The sequence below is a fragment of the Methanofollis aquaemaris genome, assembly GCF_017357525.1.
GTDB classification, from domain to species: domain Archaea; phylum Halobacteriota; class Methanomicrobia; order Methanomicrobiales; family Methanofollaceae; genus Methanofollis; species Methanofollis aquaemaris.
Genome location: NZ_CP036172.1, coordinates 401,000 through 420,079, shown reverse-complemented (window position 1 = coordinate 420,079; position 19,080 = coordinate 401,000). Strand labels below are relative to the sequence as shown.

The window sequence follows — 19,080 nt, the reverse complement described above, 5'->3', positions numbered from 1 at the left end:
GTGCAGATGCCCTCGGGACGGCTATCTCTGGGGGGGGTAGCACCCCTCGGCGCGAGTGCGAAGGAAGGCATGAGTTTCCAGAGAATTACAAAAAAAGAATCAGGATCTCAAAAGAGTTCCTCACCCCCGCGCCTCAAGTTCCCGAGCCAGCCTCGAACGTTCCAGGGCCAGCCCCAGCTGGAGCCCGATGGAGGAGAGGTTCTCCAGGCTGGTGCGCATATACCGCTTCTCTCTGCCGCTCCCCATATTCAGCAGCCCCACCACCTCGCCGCCGATCTTGATCGGCATGATGAGGACGGTCCTCACCCCCTGCGCCCTGACGGCCTCGTCGAGCGCGGCATAGGCCGGAGTCTCGGGGGTGATGTACACGACCTTCTGCTCGGCAAACGCCCGCTCGAAGAGGGCGTCGAAGACGCCGGAGAGGCACATCTGCCGCAGGCTCTCGGGCATGTTGCGCTGCACCCGCGGGACCATCTCGTCGGCCTCGTCGAGGAGGTAGACGCAGCCCATCTCGAAGCCGAGCGCCCCCATCACCGCCTCGATGGAACGCTCCAGCATCGACGCCTCGTCTCGTGCGTCGTTGAGGATCCCGGAGAGGCGGTTGAGGGCTAGGAGCGTGTTGACGTACTCGCTCCGCTCCCGGTCGAGGCGCTGCATCTTCAGGGCGCTCGCCAGTTCGTCGGCGACGATCTCCAGGCTCTCGACCAGCGTCGCGCTCGCCGCTGAGCCGAGGAGCAGGAGCACGGTGCCGGTCGCCTCCTCCTCCTCGATGATCGGGACGGCAAGGGCGGATTTTACCTCGCCCTCGATGCCGGGGAGGGCGAGCGGCCCGGCGGTCGCGGTCTCGAGATTTTCCATGCTCTCCCTCACCAGCGGAGTGACGGCGGCCAGACGGTCGGCGGAAGGCTCGAAGGTGGCGTAGGCCGGACGCCCGCCGGGCGTGAAGACCGCCGCATGGAGGTACGGGACCAGTTTCTCCCTGATGCCCGTCATCGTCCCCTCCAGGAGGTGCTCCTCGTCCGGTGCGGTCCCCACACTCCTGATGATATACAGCAGTGCCTCCAGGTCCCGTTTCGTCCGCCGGCGACTCGAAAGATCTTCCCCGATGACGGCCACGCACCCGGCCGGGCCGCTGGCCGGCGCGGGGACGAGGGTGACGGCATAGGGGCGGTAGACCCCGGCCTTCTCCCTGAGATCAAGTTCGACGGTGGCAGCCCGGCCCGCTCTCACCGTCCGGAGCGCCCCGTCCACTCTCGGCTCGTCGGCCGGGCGGAGGAGGTCGCGCAGGCTCCCGGTGTCGGGGAAGAGGGAGGCGAAGAGACGGTTTGCGGCGAGCACCCTGAGATCGTCGGTGACGGTCAGGACGATCGTCTCCGGGAGGGCGAGCCGGTCGGCGAGGTCGGCCTCCCGCCGCCTGGCCTCGTAGAGGGCGAAGGCCAGGGCCGCGAGATCCTGCTCCTCCTCGGCAGGCGCCGCCGCGGGTGCCGCCTGCTCCCCGACGCCCGCCTCTTCCTTCACCATCCAGAGTTTGCTGCGGCCGACAAAGGTGTACTCCAGGAGCCCCCTCGCATGGAGGATGCCGAGATATTTCAGGACCGTGGCCCTGCTCTTCCCGGTCCCCCTGGAGATCTTGTCGAGCATGCACTCCTCAGGCCGGTGCGACCTGAGGTAGGAGAGGATCACCTGCTCGGTATCTGAGTACGTCTCCATGATCCTCTCTGAGTCTATACTATATCGTCTAATATCTTTCGCCACAGGGAAAAGTATATATCAAAACTATACTATACCGTATAGTTAGACCACACAGTCTAAAACCCTAAGGTGAAACGACCATGTCCTACGAGACGACCGCAACCGAACTCATCGAACTGCTGGGGCTGAAAGGCAGCCCCGTCGCCGTGAAACTTGCGAAGACCGCCGACGACGTCCCGGCAGGCTATGCAAAGGTCGAGAAGAGCAGGCACTGCCAGTTTGTCCAGGACGCCAGACTCAAAGGGGCCGCCGGGTATGCCACCGCCGACGAGCACCAGTGCAAGGGCGGCGCCGGCGTCATGGGCATCGGCCCCCTCCCCGAGCACCTGGCCAATGGGAGCACCTACCACAAACTCGGCAACTTCAAGACCGCCGAAGGGGCGCTCGAGACCGTCGCCGCGATGCCGAAGAGCACCGAAAAGTTCTACGCCTCGGTCTACGCCCCCCTGGAGACGGCCGCCTTCGAGCCCGACGTGGTCGTCATCGTCGCCACGCCCAGGCAGGCCCTCCGGCTCACCCAGGCCTCCCTCCACGCCCACGGCGGCCGGGTCTCCAGCGACTACTCCGGTATCCAGTCCATCTGTGCCGACGCCGTCGTCGCCGTCATCCAGCGCGGCGTCCCGAACATGACCCTGGGCTGCAATGGCTCAAGGAAGAACTCCGGGATCGCCGAAGACGAAGTGATCCTCGGCATCCCGCCCGCACACCTTGACGGGATCGTCGAGGCCCTGAAGATCTTCAAGGAGAAGTGGGGCTGAAGATGGCAAAGACCGTCAGCGCCCTCGGGATCAAGGCCCCGAACGCCTCCATCCTCGCCGACAACGTCGTCAAACATCTGGACGACCCGGCGGAGACCGTCGTCTTCCTCCTCAGCCCGGGCGCCGAGGAGGGGATGGAGGCCGTGGCCGGGAAGCACGGCTACACCCTGGAGATCACATCAGCAGAGAACCACACGGAGGCACGCATGACACCCACCGGCAGCACCATGGAAGAGATCGACGTCAGCGGGGACTTCTGTCCCGGCCCGGTGATCACGGTCGGCACCATCCTCGCCACCCTTCCGGTCGGGGAGAGGCTGAAGGTCACGAGCACGAGCGCCGACTCGATCGCCGACATCGCCGCGGCCGTCGAGTCGTCGGGCTCGAAGGTCGTGAAGCAGGGCGCCGACGGCGAGAAGCACTACCTCATCGCCGAGAAGGCCGAGAAGCAGGAAAGTTCCCAGGCCGTCGTGGCCCGCGACCGCGTCCTCATCGCCCAGAGCAACGGGATCGGCAACGCCGAGCGGGCCTACGCAACCTTCCTCTTTGCGAAGGCGGCGCAGAGCATGGGCAAAGAGGTGACGGTCTTCCTGCTCATGGACGGCGTAAGCATGGCGCGGCAGGGGAACGCCGCAGTCGTCAAACACCCGGCCTTCGACCGTCTCGACCACCTCATGGACGAGGTGATCCGGGGCGGGGCCACGGTCTACGCCTGCGAGATGAGCGCGAAGTTCAGGGGGATCGGCCAGGCCGACCTCGTGGACGGGGTCAGACTGGCCGGGGCCGCGACCTACATCCAGCTCCTCAGCGACCCTGCGAACGCCGTCGTCAACTTCTGAGGTGAAACAGAATGGAAACGATCTATCAGGTGCTCGCCCTTGCAGTCCTCGCAAGCAGCATGGTGACCGGCTTCATTATCTTCAGGATGCTCGGGATGAAACTCGCCCTCCACTTCGGGGCGCTGATGCTCGCCCTCGTCGCCACCCTCGCCGCCCTCGCGACCGGCATCCCGGCGCTTGCCATGGCAGCCGCCGCCCTCCAGGTGCTGGCGACGGTCACGGCCTTCACCCAGGTCTGGACCCCCTTCAGGTACTCCTTCCAGACCTCGCCGGGTTTCGCGCCGCACCTCGCCATGGTGACGATGCTCCCGGTGCTCGCGGCGGCCTCGGTGCTGCTCTGAACTGCAAACCCCCCAAACGTCCGACCTCGTTCATCCCCCAATACTTCTTTTTTGCCCGCGGCCCGGCGGCCGCGGTGGATTTGGAAAACTATACCTCTCTGCATGATGACCTCCACGTATGAAAAGCACCTTCCACATCATGCTCATCCCCACCCTGGGCTGCCCGGCCCACTGCAAATATTGCTGGAGTTCGGATGAGCACTCTCCCCGGATGAGCATCGAGACGATCGAGGATGTGGTCGAATGGCTCAAGGACTTCAGGGACGACCAGGTCACCGTCACCTTCCATGGCGGCGAGCCCCTCCTTGCCGGCGAGGCATTTTACCGCGAGGCCCTCCCCCTCCTCGCCGAAGGGCTCGGTCACCTCAACCCCACCTTCGCCATCCAGACCAACCTCTGGCTCCTCACGCCCGGCATCGCCGACCTCTTCGCGAAGTATAACATCCCGGTCGGCTCCAGCATCGACGGCCCCAAAGAGATCTGCGACGTGCAGCGGGGCGAGGGCTACTATGAGCGGACGATGCGGGGCTACGAGATCGCCCGCGAGCACGGCCTCGACGTCAGGTTCATCTGCACCTTCACCTCCGACTCGGTGGAGCGCAAAGAGGAGATCTTCGACTTCTTCCTCGAAAACAACCTCACCCTCAAACTCCACCCGGCCCTCCCGTCGCTGCGCGACTCCAACCCGGACCGGTGGACGCTCACCCCGGAGAAGTACGGCGAACTCCTCGTCTATCTCCTCGACCAGTCCCTGGAGCACCTGGGCGAGATCGAGGTGATGAACATCAACGATCTCTGCCGCGGCGTCTTCACCCGCCACGGCACGGTCTGCACCTACGCCGACTGCATGGGCAACACCTTCGCAATCGGCCCGGACGGGAGCATCTACCCGTGTTACCGCTTCGTGGGCATGCCGGAGTTCGTGATGGGCAATGTCGCCACCCACCCGAGCAGGGAAGACCTTGAGCAGTCGGCGGTCTGGAAGCAGATGGAGGCGTTCAGGGCGTACGTGGACGAGCACTGCAAGGACTGCGCCCACATCAAATATTGCCGGGGCGGGTGTCCGTACAACGCCATCGCACCGACCGGCGGCGAGGTCATGGGCGTCGACCCGCACTGCCCGGCCTATGCCAGGATCTTCGAGGAGATCGGCGGCAGGATCAACAAGGAGATGTTCGAGTCCTCGCCGTTCCTGGAGATGGGGGGATCGCGGTCGCGGTCGCGGCGGGCGAGGGAGACGAAGCCGGGCGTGATGGCGCTGATCAGGCAGATTGCGATGCGGTGAAGAGCGACACGTGCACGTCTGATGAATATGTAACTCCTGCTGGTGAGGCCCCGGTCGCCGGGGTTCAGCGTCTTCAGGGCCTGGCGGATTTTCCGATGAAACGGGCATCTCTCTATTTTTTGATATGTAACTGTCATGTAACTGGAGATGCACGATCGGGGAGAGATGAGAGGATGAGGAGAGGACGATCGGTTCGACGCGGGAATGGAAGAAGATGACGGACCCGTCTCAAAAGATCCCCTTCATCTCAATCTTCTGTTTCATATGGAGCATATCCCAAAACTATCCTTGGCTCCATCAATCATCAGGATCGAGACACTTCCCGGCCATTCCTCTGCCTCCCCCACTTCAATCGCCATTACAGGAGTCCGGGGGCGGCGGCCTCGTTGCGAGTGACGGAGGAAGGCAGACCGATCAGACGTGCTGCCCACAGAGAGAATAAAGAATGTTCTCTTGCTCTCTCCCGCCGGGGGGAGACCCTCCCCGGACCCCCCCACGACGAAGATAGGGGTGGGGCGGCAACAATCTCTTGAACTACGCCGTGTTTCGAAAACGTCTTCCAATTACAGACCCTGATAGAGGGTTTTGCGATACGCGTCCCTCAAATCCGCGGCCTCGAAAAAAAGAGTTAGTAAGGATAGAAGATGAAGAAGGCCAGACAGAGCAGGAAGAGCACCCATGCCGCCGGCTTGACGTCACGCACCTTCCCCTGCACGACCTTGAGGAGCGGGAAGAGAACGAAACCCGCGCAGAGCCCGACACCCATGTTGTAGGTGAAGCTCATCAGCACGATGACCGCAAATGCCGGGATCGCCTCGGCATAGTCCTCGAACTCCAGGTCCTTCACTGCCGACATCATCAGGATCCCGACGATGATCAGTGCCGGCCCGGTGGCCGCCGCAGGGATGGCCGCGAAGAGCGGCGAGAAGAAGAGACCGAGCGCGAAGAAGGCGGCGACGACCAGGGCGCAGAGCCCGGTCCGTCCTCCCTCCTCGATCCCGGCCGCCGACTCGACGAAGGTGCCGGTCGTCGTCGTCCCGGCGACGGCGCCAAAGACCGTCGCGAGCGAGTCGGCGAGGAAGGGCTTCTCGATCTCGGGCAGGTTCCCGTCCTCGTCCAGGAACCCGGCCTTGGCCGAGGCGCCGACGAGCGTCCCCATCGTGTCCAGGAAGTCCATCGTGAACATCGTCAGGATGACCGCGAAGAACCCCCAGGAGAGCGCACCCAGCACATCGAGCTGGAGGAAGACCGCCGAGACATCGGGGGGCATGCTGACGATCTGCTCGGGTGCCTTCGCGACCCCGCCGGCGAAGGCGAGCAGGGCGGCGGAGAGGATCCCGATGAGGACCGCACCTTTCACTTTGCGGATCATCAGAGCCGCCATGATCAAAAACCCGACGACGGCGATCAGCACCTCGGGCGAGGTGACCTGTCCGATATGGAGCGGCGCCCCTTCAACCCCGAGGACGACGATCTTCGAGTTCACCAGCCCGATGAAGGTGATGAACATCCCGATACCCACGGCAAAACTGACCTTGAGGTTGTGAGGCACGGCCTCGACCATGAGGTTCCTGGACTTCGTGAGCGTGAGGATCGTCAGGAGCACGCCCGAGATGAAGACCGCACCGAGTGCCGTCTGCCACGAATAGCCGAGGACGCCGCAGACCGTGTATGCGACGAAGGCGTTCTCTCCCATATAGGGAGCGATCGCGAAAGGCCGGTTGGCGTAGATTCCCATGATCACTGTCCCGAAGATGGCCGAGAGAATTGTCGCGACCATCGCCGGTCCGAAGGGCATACCCGCCGCCTCAAGGATCGCCGGGTTGACGACGATGATATAAGCCATCGTCATGAATGTGACAAGGCCGCCGACAAACTCTTTTTTGACCGACGTGCCATGTTCGCTAAGTCTGAAATGACGTTCTAAGAAGTTTTCGCCCATTCTTGTAACCACCATACTGGTTTTCAGTTCTTTTCATACCATTTCGATGAGAGGATGATTAAGGGTGTCGAGCCTCGCGGGAAAGACTGATATAGAGGATGTGGCAGGAGGTAGGTGAGGGGGGGCACATATGGAAGGCGAGAAGAACCGGCCGAAGCCGAATCATCTTATTGGAGAGAAGAGTCCGTACCTGTTGCAGCACGCCTATAACCCGGTGGACTGGTATCCGTGGGGGGAAGAGGCGTTCGAACGTGCACGGAGTGAAAATAAACCGATCTTTCTCTCGATCGGATACTCGACCTGTCACTGGTGTCATGTAATGGCAGAGGAGTCGTTCGAAGACCCCGCGGTGGCGCAGTTGCTCAACGAGACCTTTGTCCCGATCAAAGTCGACCGGGAGGAGCGGCCTGACATCGATGCCGTCTACATGGAGGCATGCCTCTCGCTCACCGGGACAGGGGGGTGGCCTCTGAACGTCATCCTGACGTCTGAGAAACTTCCGTTCTATGCGGCCACCTATATTCCCAGGGAGTCGCGCTTCGGGATGACCGGTCTCTTCGAACTGGTCCCGCGGATACAGAGACTCTGGGCCGATCAGCGCAAAGACGTCGTCGCCTCGGCCGACGAGATCAGGGAACGACTGATCCGTGCGCAGACCGGCAGAAAGACCGGCACCGAACCGGGGATCGATCTCATCCATCGGACCTACCGGGAACTGATACGACGATACGATCAGAACAACGCCGGCTTCGACAACGCCCCGAAGTTCCCGGCACCGCACACACTCCAGTTCCTCATACGCTACTGGAGTGAGACCGGCGAGGAAAAAGCGCTCGACATGGCCGAAGAGACCCTGCGAGCGATCCGAAGGGGCGGAATATTCGACCAACTCGGCTATGGGGTCCACCGTTACACCACCGACGCCGAATGGGTGGTGCCCCATTTCGAGAAGATGCTCTACGACCAGGCCTTCCTCGCCCTCGCCTGCATCGAGGCATATGAGGCGACCAGGGAACCGTTCTACCGTGAGACCGCCGACGAGGTCTTCGAGTATGTGCTGCGGGATCTGCAGTCGCCTGACGGAGCGTTTTACACCGCCGAAGACGCGGACAGCGAGGGGATCGAGGGGAAGTTCTATCTCTGGACCGCCGAGGACGTTGGAGAACTCCTCGACCCCGCCGACGCCGACCTCTTTGTCAGGGCATACGGCATCGGCCGTGCCCTCAAGAGCAAGGGGCCGGTGCCAGGCGTGAACATCCTGCATCAGCGGGTGCCGGCGATCGATCTTGCCGAGGAGTTCGCGATGCGAGAGGACGAGGTGAGGACAAAACTCGAGGGTGCCAGGAAGACCCTTCTCTCGGCCCGTGCCAGGCGGCCGCGGCCGTCTGTCGACGACAAAGTTCTTCTCGACTGGAACGCCTTCATGATCGCAGCGCTGGCCAGGGGCGGGCAGGTCTTTGGCGAGGAGCGCTACGTCGCGGCGGCCGAGAGTGCGACCATTTTTCTCCTCGACCGGATGCGGCGGAAGGACGGAAGACTCTTCCACCGGTACCGGGACGGCGAGACGGCGGTCCCCGGCATGCTCAACGACTATGCCGCCATGGTCTGGGCGCTCACCGAACTCTACCCCGCCACCTTCGAGGGCACGTACCTGCGGGAGGCCCGTCTCCTTGCCGATCATATGATCGACCTCTTCGGGGACAAAGATGAAGGAGGGTTCTTTACCTCCCCGAGAGGCGGCGAAGAGTTGATCCTCAGGAGAAAAGAGGCATATGACGGAGCAGTGCCGTCAGGGAACTCTCTTGCCCTCACCGCGCTGCTCGCCCTCTCCCGCCTGACCGGCAGCACCCTCTATGCACAGGCCGCCTCCTCGGGCCTCGGGGCATTCTCGACGATGGCCTCCGAGCGGCCGTCGTCCTATGCCGGGTATATGGACGCCCTCCTCTCCGCCCTTTCCCACTCCTATGAGGTCGTGGTCGCGGGAGAGAGAGACGACATGAGGACGAGAAAGTTTCTGGAAGTCCTGAAAGGATATTATCTCCCATATACCTCGCTCATCCTGAGAGACAGCAGGAACGAGGGCGTGCTCAATGCGGTCGCACCCTATACCCGCGAGATGGACCTCGACGAAGGGAGGCCGGTGACCTACCTCTGCAGGGGTTCGGCATGCGAACAACCGGTGACCGACACCTCCACGCTCAGGAAGGTCATCGCAGGTGAGCGGGTCCCATGGGGGAAAGACTATATGGAGCAAATTATGAAGAGAGGATAACCCTGTGGGGGGGGACACATCCATGAAGAGTGGGAAATGGACACTCCTGGTGCTTGCAGCACTCGTAGCCACACTGATGGTCTGCGGGTGTACGAGCACCTCGCCGGAGGGCCAGACGCCGTCGCCGACAGAGGTTACGACGACTGTGCCCATCGGGGAGACTGAGACAGTAACCGAGACGGAAACCGTGACTGAAACAGAAACTGTGACAGTGACAGAGACAGAGACAGAAATGGGCAATGAGACTGGAAACGAGACCGGGACAACCGCTGATATCGTCGGGGTTGCGACCGATGCCGGAACCTTCACCACCCTGTTGACGGCGCTCGATTCGGCCGAACTGACTGCCGCACTCCAGGAGGAGGGGCCGTACACCGTCTTCGCACCGAACGACGCGGCCTTCGAGGCGCTGCCCGCCGGTACCCTCGATGACCTCCTGGCCAACACCACAGAGCTCACCAGCGTGCTGCAGTATCATGTGGTGCCCGGAGAGTTCAATGCGACATCTCTCGAAGATGTCGAGACGCTCGAAACGCTTGAGGGCGAGATGTTGAATGTCTCGGTCACCGACGGTGTCGTGACCGTTGAAGGTGCCACGGTGGTCACGGCTGATATCGAGGCAAGCAATGGTATCATCCATGAGATCGATGCCGTGCTCCTCCCGCCGACGGTGATGGCCGTTGAGGAAGTTGCCGAGAACGAGACAACCGAGAGCGAGGCAATAGAGACCGAGACGACCGAGACTGAGACAACAGAGACCGAGACGACTGAAATCTGAACCGGTTGTCTGGTCGATGCTTGACGGCGCGGCGTGTCGCCTCATCTGAACGGTGCTTTTGGCACTGTTGTCGGGCGCGTCATGCCGGGAGTGGCGGCCACTCCCTGCCCGCGCCTTTTCTGACTTCACGCCCGGCTTCGATCCAGGCGCTCATCCCGCCCAGGATGTTGGTGACGTCCTGGCAGCCGTTCTTGAGAAGGACCGAGGCCGCAAGGCTTCCTTTGAACCCTGTGTTGCAGTAGACCAGGATCTTTTTGTATCCCGGCACTTCGTCGATCCTGCCGACGATCTCCTCGACCGGGATGGAGTGGGAACCGGGTATCGTCCCGACCGCCAGGCGGGTGGCGACATCCCTGACGTCGAGGATGAACTGATCCTTTGCACCGGGCTCCACCTCGCGGACCGAGCAGGTTCCGCACCTGGCGATGGGGCGGCCGCTGCGGTACCATGCTCTCATCCCGCCGGCCAGGTAGCCGTCAATGGTGTCGAATCCGAGGCGTCGGGCCTGGGTCTCGGCGTTGCGCGGGGCCGATGCTGCGTCGTCGACGAAGATGATGGGCTGGTCGTATCCTGCATAATATCCGAGATATGCCGAGATCCCGGCCTCCCAGATGTTCAGGCTTCCGGGGATGTGGCCGCCGGCAAAGGCGGAAGGCCCCCTGAGGTCGACGAGGACGGCGCCCCGTCCGGCCGCGTTCTCGACGGCGCCGGCGGTCATCGGCCGCATCGACGGGGCCTCTCCGAGGGGCGGGGGGCCGGCGAGGTTGTAGCGCTCCATGGTGGCGAAGTACGGGGGGATGGGGTGGTGTTCGGCGCGTTTGCGGGCGATGAACTCAGGTTTGTCAAGTTGGAGAAGGGGGTTCGTCCGCTTCTCGTGGCCGACGGTGGTGAGCGGGCGGGCGCTGATCGCGCCGCCGCAGACCGACCCGGCGCCGTGGGCCGGGCAGACGATGACGCCGTCGCCGAGGGTGAGGATCGTGTCGTGGAGCGAGTCGTAGAGTCTGCCGGCCATCTCTTCCAGGCGCTCTTTGAAGAAGTCGGTCCTCCCCACGTCGCCGGCAAAGAGGGCGTCGCCGGTGAAGACCATGAAGGGTGTGTCGGCATGCCCGGCCTCGGCGAGCGCGAGAGAGATGCTCTCGTCGGTGTGACCGGGGGTGTCGAGCACCCGCACCTCCAGCGATCCTACGCCGACGACGTCCCCATCCTTTACCGGGCGGCCGAAGGCGAAGTCCAGGGCCGCCCCATGAAGGATCTCCGCTCCGGTCGCTCCGGCGAGTTCGAGCGATCCGGTGCAGTAGTCTTCGTTGCGGTGGGTCTCGAAGATGTGGGTGATTCCGACCCCGTGCGCTGCGGCGAGGTCGAGGTAGACGTCCACGTCCCGCCTGGGATCGACGACGAACGCGGCCCGCCCGGCCCCGATGAAGTACGAATAGTGGGCCAATCCTTCTGATTCGATCTGCTCGAAGATCATGTCCCTCCCTCGCTGAGGGGGAGGTTGCGGTATATAAGGGTGTCTGGGCACGCGTAGGGGAGGTGACCGGAACCTGTCACACTCCTCCTCACCCAACCGCCGTTACTCTCTCATCTGTGGTTACACACAGGGGAGGCCCAGTATCGACCTCTTTTGATGTGTCGTCCTTGAATCGGGTTGCACCTCAACCCCCCTCATTCCTTATGAGAAGTGTATCTTCGCCGATTCCTTGGTCACCACCGAATAAGTCCCCGGTATCGAGAGCGATTTCACCACGCCAAATCCACGAGAGATCCCCATACCCAGGCCGAAATACTCGGGAATAGAATAATTCACCCTGAAATCTCCAACGAACCCAATCATCTCGATCCTCTTGTAAGAGATCGGTACCTCCTCCAGACAGGTGTCCGCCCTGAGTCTCTGGTCAACGACAATTCCCAGCCCCTTTGCCATGGAAAGGATATTGTCGACAAGAATCTGGTTGATCAGATCCTTCTTTTTCTGCCAGTTCTGCAGGTTCTGGTAATGCTCGCAGTCCTCTTCATTGAGCGCCAGCCAGGGGGTGACAAACTGATAGTGCCGCAGACTCTCAGTTGAATGGAGATAAATCCCCTGCTCGTAGGCACTCCGAAGAGTCACCTGGTACGTCACATTGCCAAGATGGAGTTCTTTGATCGTCCCGATGATCTCGAGGAGTCTCTCCACTTCTTCTTCAATCCCGAGAATCGTGGGTATTCCCTCAACGACCCGGCACTGCAGGCGCGGATAGTTCTGCGGGAAGACCTGGGCATGAGGGTTGAGGATTGGCCGGTTGGAATCCAGACCGGCGATATAGCCCTGGAGGTGCGTTACATCCTTCTTCACAGGCTTATCAGTATAGAGTGTCAGGTAGAGTGTCTTCAACTTCATTGTATCGATATGACCGAATTGTCCGGTTTTTTCCTGAATTACACTGATCAGCATGCCGATCAGGCAAGTGCCAGATCTTCGAAGAAGAAGCATTCAAGGCGGGGGTTGAGTCTATAGAACTGCAAGATGTTCCGGTCCTGCTCTGGGCGGATGGCGAGGTTTGGGGTAGAAGGTAGACAATAGTGGTGGGAGACAAAGTCTTCCGGGACCAGTTCGTCCTTGAAGATCCGACTGAGTCCGCGTTCCACTTGGCGTGGGTACTGTTTCTGTCGATTTCGTGCAGGCAAACTGCAGGAGCAATTTTGTCAACGCTGGGTTCTGGTTTCATACTGGTCTCATTTTTTATGGCCATGTCGCGATTCTTTCCGGATCCTGAGATCTGCAGTGATGAGTCTGGGTATGGTTTCTGCTGCAAGTGAAGGAGGAAGAGGAACCTGTGATGGCTGTGCGTGATGGTTGGGGGTATGAAATCTGGTGGTTTGTCCCTGGATTTTCCGGCTAAATGGATCCTTCATGGTTGCCTTTAGTATTGTTCCGATCGCACGGGGATCCAATTTAAACTTGAAAATATAGATACTTTCAATTATTATACTTTTCTACATAAAAATTGTCAATTATTTTAAAAATTAATATTTTGTCGATTTGAGCAGGAGATTGCATGGATGGCCAGAACCAGTTAGTTGTGCGGGGGTGTGATCCGAGATCTGTTTAAATGCGGGTGATGAATATAGTGGAGGGTTGCCACTCCTTTCTGGATCTCTGGGAAGCCCTTCCCTTCCTACCCCATTACTTCTCTAATTTTTCGGCTATGTAGAATTAGGCATGAGCCGAGAGCACGCCTCAGGCATGCCGCATAAAAACTCTGTTCCATGAAAACCCCATTGCTATCAGAAATAGAATTCAATTTATTGGTTTTCATTGGTTCAGCCTGAGGCAACGCTTCATCTCGTTTCATGGTACTCCCTCGATTCCTCTCCTCCTGACAGGGAGGATGACAGGAACCGAGCACCTCGCCGCCCCCCGGCTATCTTCGCCGTGGAGAGGGTCCGGGGGGTCTCCCCCTGGCGTGCGAGAGCAGGCCAAAATTTCTTGTTCTTCTGTGGGGCGGCCCGTCTGATCGACATGCCTTCCCCCACGCTCTCGACGGGGGCGCTTGCCGCCCGGGCCCCCGGTATTGCGATAGGGACGGGAAGGTGGGGGGGAATAGTTCAGAGAGTGATCCCGTCCTCCACCGATCCGTCATGCGGGGGTAAGGGTGTGGTCAGCCCCCGATGATCGCTCCTGAAGAGGAATTTTACAAAGCCCAACAAAACCCTTTTTCATACGAGTGGTTCCATTGGATCTGGGTCAGATCATAATTTTTAGTAAACTACTGTACACCCGGATACACCCAGATCTACTTCCATTCAGGGATCGTCACCTCGGGTCTAGGCTCAAAACGACTGTATTTTCAGATATCGATATAATCAGCCTCATCCACGAAATCCCCGGATATCCATGCTATCTCCTGCCCCTATGCCGGACTAGATGAACCGAAGATATGGTTTGACCTTTCCCTCTCTCCGATCGACTATTATAAGGGCGGGAAAAATGCAGGAAATCGGCGCGATTCGGAGCGGCAGATGCCGGACATCGCCGCCTGCGCCGGACAGAAAATGTGTTGTGCGGGCGGAGGATTCCCCCTCCCGCACGTTTACCTGAACCTGACCGCGGTCCCGTAGGCCATCAGTTCGGCGGCGCCGGGCATCGCCTCCGCGGTAGAGAACCTGAGCGCGACGACAGCGTCGGCACCGAGTTTCTCGGCCTCTTTCTCCATCCGATCGAGTGCGATCTCCCGTGCCTCGGAGAGCATCTCGGTGTAGGCGGTGATCTCCCCGCCGATCACGCCTTTGAGTCCGCTCAGGATGTCGCGTCCGATGTTCTTTGCCTGTACGGTGTTGCCCACGACGAGGCCGAGTGTCTCGAAGTCGCGGCCGGGGATGGTGTCGGTGGTTGTGATGATCATTGATATTCTCCGGATCTCTGAGTATATCTTTTTTCGAAGCGGATATATCATCCTGCCGGCTCCTCCAAATATAGGCCCGAGATGAGGGAAACTAAGCTTCTCTTCAGGAGTATGAGGCCCCCAATATCGACTGTTCGTCACCCCTATGATTTTTACTCATCTCTCGCATGATATCGGGGCCGGAGAGCAGGTTTCATAAAAAAAGGATGAAATTCTCGATGAGATCTATACCACATTGATGTGCACCAGCATCTGCTTATTATCCGACCACGATCGATCACCGTTATATGCGGCCACCAGGTCCACGAGAATATGGTGATTATTATTATAATACCTCTGGCTCCATGAGAGATACCTGTGCTCTCCATCATCTATATTGCTTCTATCAATGATCTCATCCCTGTCTGCATCGACTCCATTACAGCGCAAAATAAATGACGCACTGTTGTCTCCGCTATGTGTTCGCTCGTCGGTAAATGCATACTCCATCCTGTATTCCACAATGTCACCTGAGTTGATCTCGATCGTATACTCTTCAGGTTGGCAGAGGTTGAGAACCCCGCTGGTGACACTGGGTCTGTCCCAGATCCATGCATTCCCCAGTTCAACGACATGTGTCGTTGCGCTTACGGGCTGTATCGTTACTGCAACTGCAATTATCAGAAGCAGGAGCATCCACTTGCTGTGAGAACCAATTTTTTTCTCCATTTTTTCACCTCATGAAGTCTCTCGATAGGTTCTGTATCCTCCGGTATGACGACTTTCGTACCGTTTTCGAAGGACACATTTCTAAATGGGCGGATAAACGCGCCCAGACATAAATATGTATGATAGCATATAACAAATACTATATTGACTGTCGGCGATGAATTACCATAATCCAGTGAATTTAAACCTAAAATCGGTAAATACTCCTGTATTGTCCATCATGGATCCCGGGTGCCGCCATCGATGGAGTCTGGCGGTTCTCTACCGGATGTCATATGAACTCTCTATCCGGGCATTCTGATTCAATAAACGATTAAAACCTTTTGAAGCGATAACAATAGGTTTGTGACTACGAATAAATTCGCGGTCTTAAAAAGCACTATATTCTCTCAGACCGATCTCAGAGTGGTGGAAACAATGTATGACAGATCATGGCCCGCCATCCTGGCGGTCGTCGCACTCCTCTGCGGTGCGGTGCTCTTTGCGGGGTGCACCGGCACCGATGGCGGCGAAGAGTTGAATGAGACACCCGGTGGAACGGTGAACGAGACTCCGGCGGCCGGGGTCACCGGCACCGGCACCATAACTTACATCGACCTCGAAGGCGGTTTCTACGGGATCGTCGCCGACGACGGGGCACGCTACCTCCCTCTCGATCTCGACGAGGCATTCCAGCAGGACGGACTGAAGGTGCGGTTCACGCTCGAACCGGCCGAGGACGTAATGACCATCCAGCAGTGGGGCAGACCGGTGCATGTCGTCTCCATCGAGGAGATCTGAGACCTGAATCCTGCTGAGAATTGTTCTCTTTTTTCATATCTGCTCTGAAGAATATCTCTGCCGCACCCCGATATTCATACCAAAGTTAACAACGATAAGATTTAATAACGCACCTTCAGAGATATATCGTATAGAGTTGATGAATTGTGTCAAGACGTACGTTTCTCTACCTCTGTTTATCGGCAGCCCTCCTGGCATGCCTCTGTATCGCAGGATGCACCGGCACGCAGGGCGGCGCCACCGTCCAGGACAACCCCGCCCCCGCTGAGACTGTCACCATCACCGACGGTGCGGGCCGCAGCGTGACCGTGCCCGCCACCATCGAACACGTCGTCTGCTCAGGCTCGGGCAGCCTGCGCTACCTCACCTACCTCGGCGCCCAGGACCGGATCGTCGGGGTCGACGACATCGAAAAACGCGAGCAACCGATGGACGCCCGCCCGTACTTCCTTGCCAACCCCCAGTTCAAGGACTACCCCCTCATCGGCGAGTTCAGGGGCCACGACGACCCCGAGAAGATCCTCGCCCTCAAGCCGGACGTGATCTTCAAGACCTACGCCACCTCAGGCTACGACCCCGAAGAACTCCAGCAGAAGACCGGCATCCCGGTCGTCGTCCTCAACTACGGCGACCTCAGTTTCCACCGGGACGACTTCTGCCAGTCGCTGCGGACGATGGGCAAGGTGCTCGGCACCGATGACCGCGCCGAAGAAGTGATCGCCTTCTTCGACGAGCGGATCGCCGACCTGGACACCAGGACCAAAGACGTCCCTGACAGCGAGAAGACCCGCGCCTATGTCGGCGGTATCGCCTACCGCGGTGCACACGGGCTGCAGTCCACCGAGACCTCCTACCCGCCTTTCGTCTTCGTGAACGCCGTCAACGTCGCCTACGACACCTCGAAGGCCCCTGACGAGCAGCTCCAGACCGGCACCCCGGTCGCCAAGGAAAAGATCCTGGAGTGGGATCCTGAGATCATCTTCGTCGACCTCGCCACCCTCCAGCTCACCGACGGCTCAAGCGCCATCGACGAACTGAAGAACGACCCCTCCTACGCCGGGCTCTCGGCAAAGAAGAACGGCGAAGTCTACGGTGTCCTCCCGTACAACTGGTACAGCCAGAACCAGGGTTCCATCCTGGCCGACGCCTACTATGTCGGCAAGGTGCTGTATCCCGATCAGTTCGCCGACATCGACCCGGCCGCGGAAGCCGACGAGATCTACACCTTCCTGGTGAAGAAACCGGTCTTCGGTGAGATGAACGACGACTTCCAGCAGATGGCGTTCACGAAACTGAGTATCTGAATCCAGAGGGAGCAGGTGAAGGATGCATCTCGCTGACGGGGAGGTTCCCCAGGAATATCTCCAATACACCGGCCGGAAGATCTCGGCCATCCTCGGGGGGGTGGCCATCCTCATTCTCCTTCTCATCCTCTCCATCTCGGTGGGGGCGGTCTGGATCCCGCCGGCCGAGGTGGCGACCGCCCTCGTCTCCGGGTTGATCGAGCGGGTCAACGGATTCTTCAACCTCTCGCTCCCGAACGTCTTCGCGGGCCAGGTGCCCCAGATGGAGGACTCGATCATCTGGAACATCAGGCTCCCTCAGGCCCTCGCGGGCATCGTCGCCGGGCTCGGGCTCTCGGTTGCGGGCCTCGCGATGCAGTCGATCCTCAGGAATCCGCTCGCTTCGCCCTACACCCTCGGGACCTCCCATGCCGCCGCGTTCGGGGCGGCCTTCTCGGTGATGATCCTCGGAGCCGGGACGATGCAGAGCACCGGCACCTCGGTGAACATCTCCAACCCCCTTCTCACCACCGTCAGCGCCTTCGTCTTCGCGCTCCTCGCCACCCTCGTGATCCTGGCCATCTCGAAGATGCGGCAGACCTCGCCCGAGGTGATGGTCCTCGCCGGCGTCGCCATCGGCTCTCTCGCCGTTGCAGGGACGATGTTTTTGCAGTACTTTGCCGACGACAACCAGCTCGCCGCGATGGTCTTCTGGACCTTCGGCGACCTGGGCCGTGCAAGCTGGAACGAGCTTCCCATCATCGCCGTGCCGGTCGCCCTCGCGGCGGTGTACTTCTATCTCAACAGCTGGAACTACAATGCCATCGACGCCGGAGACGAGACCGCAAAGGGGCTCGGCGTCAACGTGGAACGGATCCGGCTCGTCGGGATGCTCCTCGCCTCCATGGTCATTGCCATCGTCGTCGCCTTCCTCGGCGTGATCGGGTTTGTCGGCCTCGTCTGTCCGCACATGGTCAGGCGGGTCATCGGCGACGACCACCGCTTCCTCATTCCCGGCTCCTGTGTCGCCGGGGCGGTCCTTCTCCTCGCCGCCGACACCGTGGCCAGGATCATGCTCGCCCCCCATATCCTGCCGGTGGCGATCCTCACCGCGTTCATGGGCGCTCCGGTCTTCCTGTATCTGCTGGTACGGGGGTATGCACGATGTTGATCGAAGTATCAGATGTCAGGTTCGAGTACAACTCGCGGGCCGTCCTCCAGGACGTGGCGTTCTCGGTGGAGAACGGGCAGGTCGTCTCGATCATGGGCCCCAACGGCGTCGGGAAGACGACGCTGCTCAAGTGCATGAACGCCATCCTCCGCCCGAAGGCCGGGTCGGTGATGGTCGGCGACGACGACGTCCTTGCCCTCGAACAGTTGGAGATCGCCAAAAGGATCGGCTACGTCCCGCAGCGGTGCGAGACCGGGCGGCTCACCGCCTTCGACGCCATCCTGCTGGGCCGGCGGCCGTACATCCGCTGGAAGGTGACCGAGCACGACCTCAGACTGGTGGACGCGGCGATCAAGAGGCTCTGCCTGCAAGACCTCTCGCTCAGGTTCATCGACGAGATGAGCGGCGGCGAACTCCAGAAGGTGAGCATCGCGAGGGCCCTGGTCCAGGAGCCCAGGGTGCTCCTCCTCGACGAACCGACGAGCAGCCTCGACCTGCGCAACCAGATCGATATCATGGACACCGTGCGCGAGGCGGTCGCCACCCACAACGTCGCCGCCGTCCTCACGATGCACGACCTCAACACCGCCCTCAGGTACTCGGACCGCTTCATCTTCCTCAAGGGCGGGACGATCTATGCCGCCGGCGGGGCCGAGATCGTGACCCCCGAGGTGATCGCCGCCGTCTATGGCGTGCCGGTCGACGTGGAGACCCACCGCGGTTTCCCGCTCGTGATCCCGGCCGCATAAACGACAACCTTTTTTGCCCGCGCCTCTCATCCGGGGG

Annotated in this window: 17 protein-coding genes; 10 read left to right on the top strand and 7 right to left on the bottom strand. The window is 60.3% G+C overall.

Annotated elements, in window-relative coordinates; genetic code table 11:
• Positions 1 to 120: 120 nt before the first annotated feature.
• On the bottom strand, positions 121 to 1,710 hold the full coding sequence (locus tag RJ40_RS01905) for a GAF domain-containing protein (RefSeq protein WP_265581666.1): 1,590 nt from the start codon (positions 1,708 to 1,710) through the stop codon (positions 121 to 123).
• Positions 1,711 to 1,832: 122 nt separating this feature from the next.
• Between RJ40_RS01905 and RJ40_RS01900 the strand changes: the two genes are divergently transcribed.
• From RJ40_RS01900 to RJ40_RS01885, 4 genes are all read left to right on the top strand, one after another.
• On the top strand, positions 1,833 to 2,510 hold the full coding sequence (locus RJ40_RS01900) for a DUF169 domain-containing protein (RefSeq protein ID WP_265581665.1): 678 nt from the start codon (positions 1,833 to 1,835) through the stop codon (positions 2,508 to 2,510).
• A 2-nt stretch (positions 2,511 to 2,512) separates the two neighbouring features.
• The gene (locus RJ40_RS01895; RefSeq protein ID WP_265581664.1) at positions 2,513 to 3,349 is read left to right on the top strand and encodes a DsrE family protein; all 837 of its coding nucleotides are present in this window, start codon (positions 2,513 to 2,515) and stop codon (positions 3,347 to 3,349) included.
• 11 nt (positions 3,350 to 3,360) lie between these two features.
• Entirely contained in the window at positions 3,361 to 3,690 is a 330-nt protein-coding gene (locus RJ40_RS01890; RefSeq protein WP_265581663.1) for a DUF5400 family protein, read from the top strand.
• Positions 3,691 to 3,808: 118 nt separating this feature from the next.
• A complete protein-coding gene (locus RJ40_RS01885; RefSeq protein WP_265581661.1) occupies positions 3,809 to 4,975 on the top strand; it encodes a TIGR04083 family peptide-modifying radical SAM enzyme in 1,167 nt (388 codons plus the stop codon).
• Positions 4,976 to 5,603: 628 nt separating this feature from the next.
• On the opposite strand, the gene RJ40_RS01880 is transcribed toward RJ40_RS01885, so the two are convergent.
• Positions 5,604 to 6,917: an NCS2 family permease gene (locus RJ40_RS01880; protein ID WP_265581660.1), complete on the bottom strand. Its 1,314-nt coding sequence runs from the start codon at positions 6,915 to 6,917 to the stop codon at positions 5,604 to 5,606.
• A 130-nt stretch (positions 6,918 to 7,047) separates the two neighbouring features.
• Between RJ40_RS01880 and RJ40_RS01875 the strand changes: the two genes are divergently transcribed.
• Positions 7,048 to 9,189, top strand: a complete 2,142-nt coding sequence (locus tag RJ40_RS01875; protein ID WP_265581659.1) for a thioredoxin domain-containing protein — start codon at positions 7,048 to 7,050, stop codon at positions 9,187 to 9,189.
• Between the two features lie 22 nt (positions 9,190 to 9,211).
• A complete protein-coding gene (locus RJ40_RS01870; RefSeq protein WP_265581658.1) occupies positions 9,212 to 9,967 on the top strand; it encodes a fasciclin domain-containing protein in 756 nt (251 codons plus the stop codon).
• A gap of 79 nt (positions 9,968 to 10,046) precedes the next feature.
• On the opposite strand, the gene RJ40_RS01865 is transcribed toward RJ40_RS01870, so the two are convergent.
• The 5 genes from RJ40_RS01865 to RJ40_RS01845 form a co-directional block, all read right to left on the bottom strand.
• The gene (locus tag RJ40_RS01865) at positions 10,047 to 11,438 is read right to left on the bottom strand and encodes an MBL fold metallo-hydrolase (protein WP_265581657.1); all 1,392 of its coding nucleotides are present in this window, start codon (positions 11,436 to 11,438) and stop codon (positions 10,047 to 10,049) included.
• A gap of 201 nt (positions 11,439 to 11,639) precedes the next feature.
• A complete protein-coding gene (locus tag RJ40_RS01860; RefSeq protein WP_265581656.1) occupies positions 11,640 to 12,347 on the bottom strand; it encodes a CRISPR-associated endonuclease Cas6 in 708 nt (235 codons plus the stop codon).
• A 59-nt stretch (positions 12,348 to 12,406) separates the two neighbouring features.
• The gene (locus RJ40_RS01855; RefSeq protein WP_265581655.1) at positions 12,407 to 12,595 is read right to left on the bottom strand and encodes a hypothetical protein; all 189 of its coding nucleotides are present in this window, start codon (positions 12,593 to 12,595) and stop codon (positions 12,407 to 12,409) included.
• A gap of 1,445 nt (positions 12,596 to 14,040) precedes the next feature.
• Positions 14,041 to 14,352 (bottom strand): heavy metal-binding domain-containing protein, encoded by a 312-nt coding sequence (locus RJ40_RS01850; protein WP_265581654.1) that lies wholly within the window; start codon positions 14,350 to 14,352, stop codon positions 14,041 to 14,043.
• Between the two features lie 225 nt (positions 14,353 to 14,577).
• Positions 14,578 to 15,060: a hypothetical protein gene (locus tag RJ40_RS01845; protein WP_265581653.1), complete on the bottom strand. Its 483-nt coding sequence runs from the start codon at positions 15,058 to 15,060 to the stop codon at positions 14,578 to 14,580.
• Between the two features lie 417 nt (positions 15,061 to 15,477).
• On the opposite strand from RJ40_RS01845, the gene RJ40_RS01840 reads away from it, so the two are divergent.
• The 4 genes from RJ40_RS01840 (at position 15,478) to RJ40_RS01825 (ending at position 19,043) form a co-directional block, all read left to right on the top strand.
• On the top strand, positions 15,478 to 15,840 hold the full coding sequence (locus RJ40_RS01840; RefSeq protein ID WP_265581652.1) for a hypothetical protein: 363 nt from the start codon (positions 15,478 to 15,480) through the stop codon (positions 15,838 to 15,840).
• A 146-nt stretch (positions 15,841 to 15,986) separates the two neighbouring features.
• Positions 15,987 to 17,144 (top strand): iron ABC transporter substrate-binding protein, encoded by a 1,158-nt coding sequence (locus tag RJ40_RS01835; protein WP_265581651.1) that lies wholly within the window; start codon positions 15,987 to 15,989, stop codon positions 17,142 to 17,144.
• Between the two features lie 22 nt (positions 17,145 to 17,166).
• Positions 17,167 to 18,294: a FecCD family ABC transporter permease gene (locus tag RJ40_RS01830; RefSeq protein WP_265581650.1), complete on the top strand. Its 1,128-nt coding sequence runs from the start codon at positions 17,167 to 17,169 to the stop codon at positions 18,292 to 18,294.
• A complete protein-coding gene (locus tag RJ40_RS01825; RefSeq protein ID WP_265581649.1) occupies positions 18,288 to 19,043 on the top strand; it encodes an ABC transporter ATP-binding protein in 756 nt (251 codons plus the stop codon). Before RJ40_RS01830 ends, RJ40_RS01825 begins: the two co-directional genes overlap by 7 nt.
• The last annotated feature ends 37 nt before the right edge of the window (positions 19,044 to 19,080 follow it).

What these genes read in the sequence shown, in the direction of transcription:
- RJ40_RS01905 (WP_265581666.1), bottom strand. Translation starts at nt 1,710, where the DNA reads ATGGAGACGTACTCAGATACCGAGCAGGTGATCCTCTCCTACCTCAGG.
- RJ40_RS01900 (WP_265581665.1), top strand. Translation starts at nt 1,833, where the DNA reads ATGTCCTACGAGACGACCGCAACCGAACTCATCGAACTGCTGGGGCTG.
- RJ40_RS01895 (WP_265581664.1), top strand. Translation starts at nt 2,513, where the DNA reads ATGGCAAAGACCGTCAGCGCCCTCGGGATCAAGGCCCCGAACGCCTCC.
- RJ40_RS01890 (WP_265581663.1), top strand. Translation starts at nt 3,361, where the DNA reads ATGGAAACGATCTATCAGGTGCTCGCCCTTGCAGTCCTCGCAAGCAGC.
- RJ40_RS01885 (WP_265581661.1), top strand. Translation starts at nt 3,809, where the DNA reads ATGAAAAGCACCTTCCACATCATGCTCATCCCCACCCTGGGCTGCCCG.
- RJ40_RS01880 (WP_265581660.1), bottom strand. Translation starts at nt 6,917, where the DNA reads ATGGGCGAAAACTTCTTAGAACGTCATTTCAGACTTAGCGAACATGGC.
- RJ40_RS01875 (WP_265581659.1), top strand. Translation starts at nt 7,048, where the DNA reads ATGGAAGGCGAGAAGAACCGGCCGAAGCCGAATCATCTTATTGGAGAG.
- RJ40_RS01870 (WP_265581658.1), top strand. Translation starts at nt 9,212, where the DNA reads ATGAAGAGTGGGAAATGGACACTCCTGGTGCTTGCAGCACTCGTAGCC.
- RJ40_RS01865 (WP_265581657.1), bottom strand. Translation starts at nt 11,438, where the DNA reads ATGATCTTCGAGCAGATCGAATCAGAAGGATTGGCCCACTATTCGTAC.
- RJ40_RS01860 (WP_265581656.1), bottom strand. Translation starts at nt 12,347, where the DNA reads ATGAAGTTGAAGACACTCTACCTGACACTCTATACTGATAAGCCTGTG.
- RJ40_RS01850 (WP_265581654.1), bottom strand. Translation starts at nt 14,352, where the DNA reads ATGATCATCACAACCACCGACACCATCCCCGGCCGCGACTTCGAGACA.
- RJ40_RS01845 (WP_265581653.1), bottom strand. Translation starts at nt 15,060, where the DNA reads ATGGAGAAAAAAATTGGTTCTCACAGCAAGTGGATGCTCCTGCTTCTG.
- RJ40_RS01840 (WP_265581652.1), top strand. Translation starts at nt 15,478, where the DNA reads ATGTATGACAGATCATGGCCCGCCATCCTGGCGGTCGTCGCACTCCTC.
- RJ40_RS01830 (WP_265581650.1), top strand. Translation starts at nt 17,167, where the DNA reads ATGCATCTCGCTGACGGGGAGGTTCCCCAGGAATATCTCCAATACACC.
- RJ40_RS01825 (WP_265581649.1), top strand. Translation starts at nt 18,288, where the DNA reads ATGTTGATCGAAGTATCAGATGTCAGGTTCGAGTACAACTCGCGGGCC.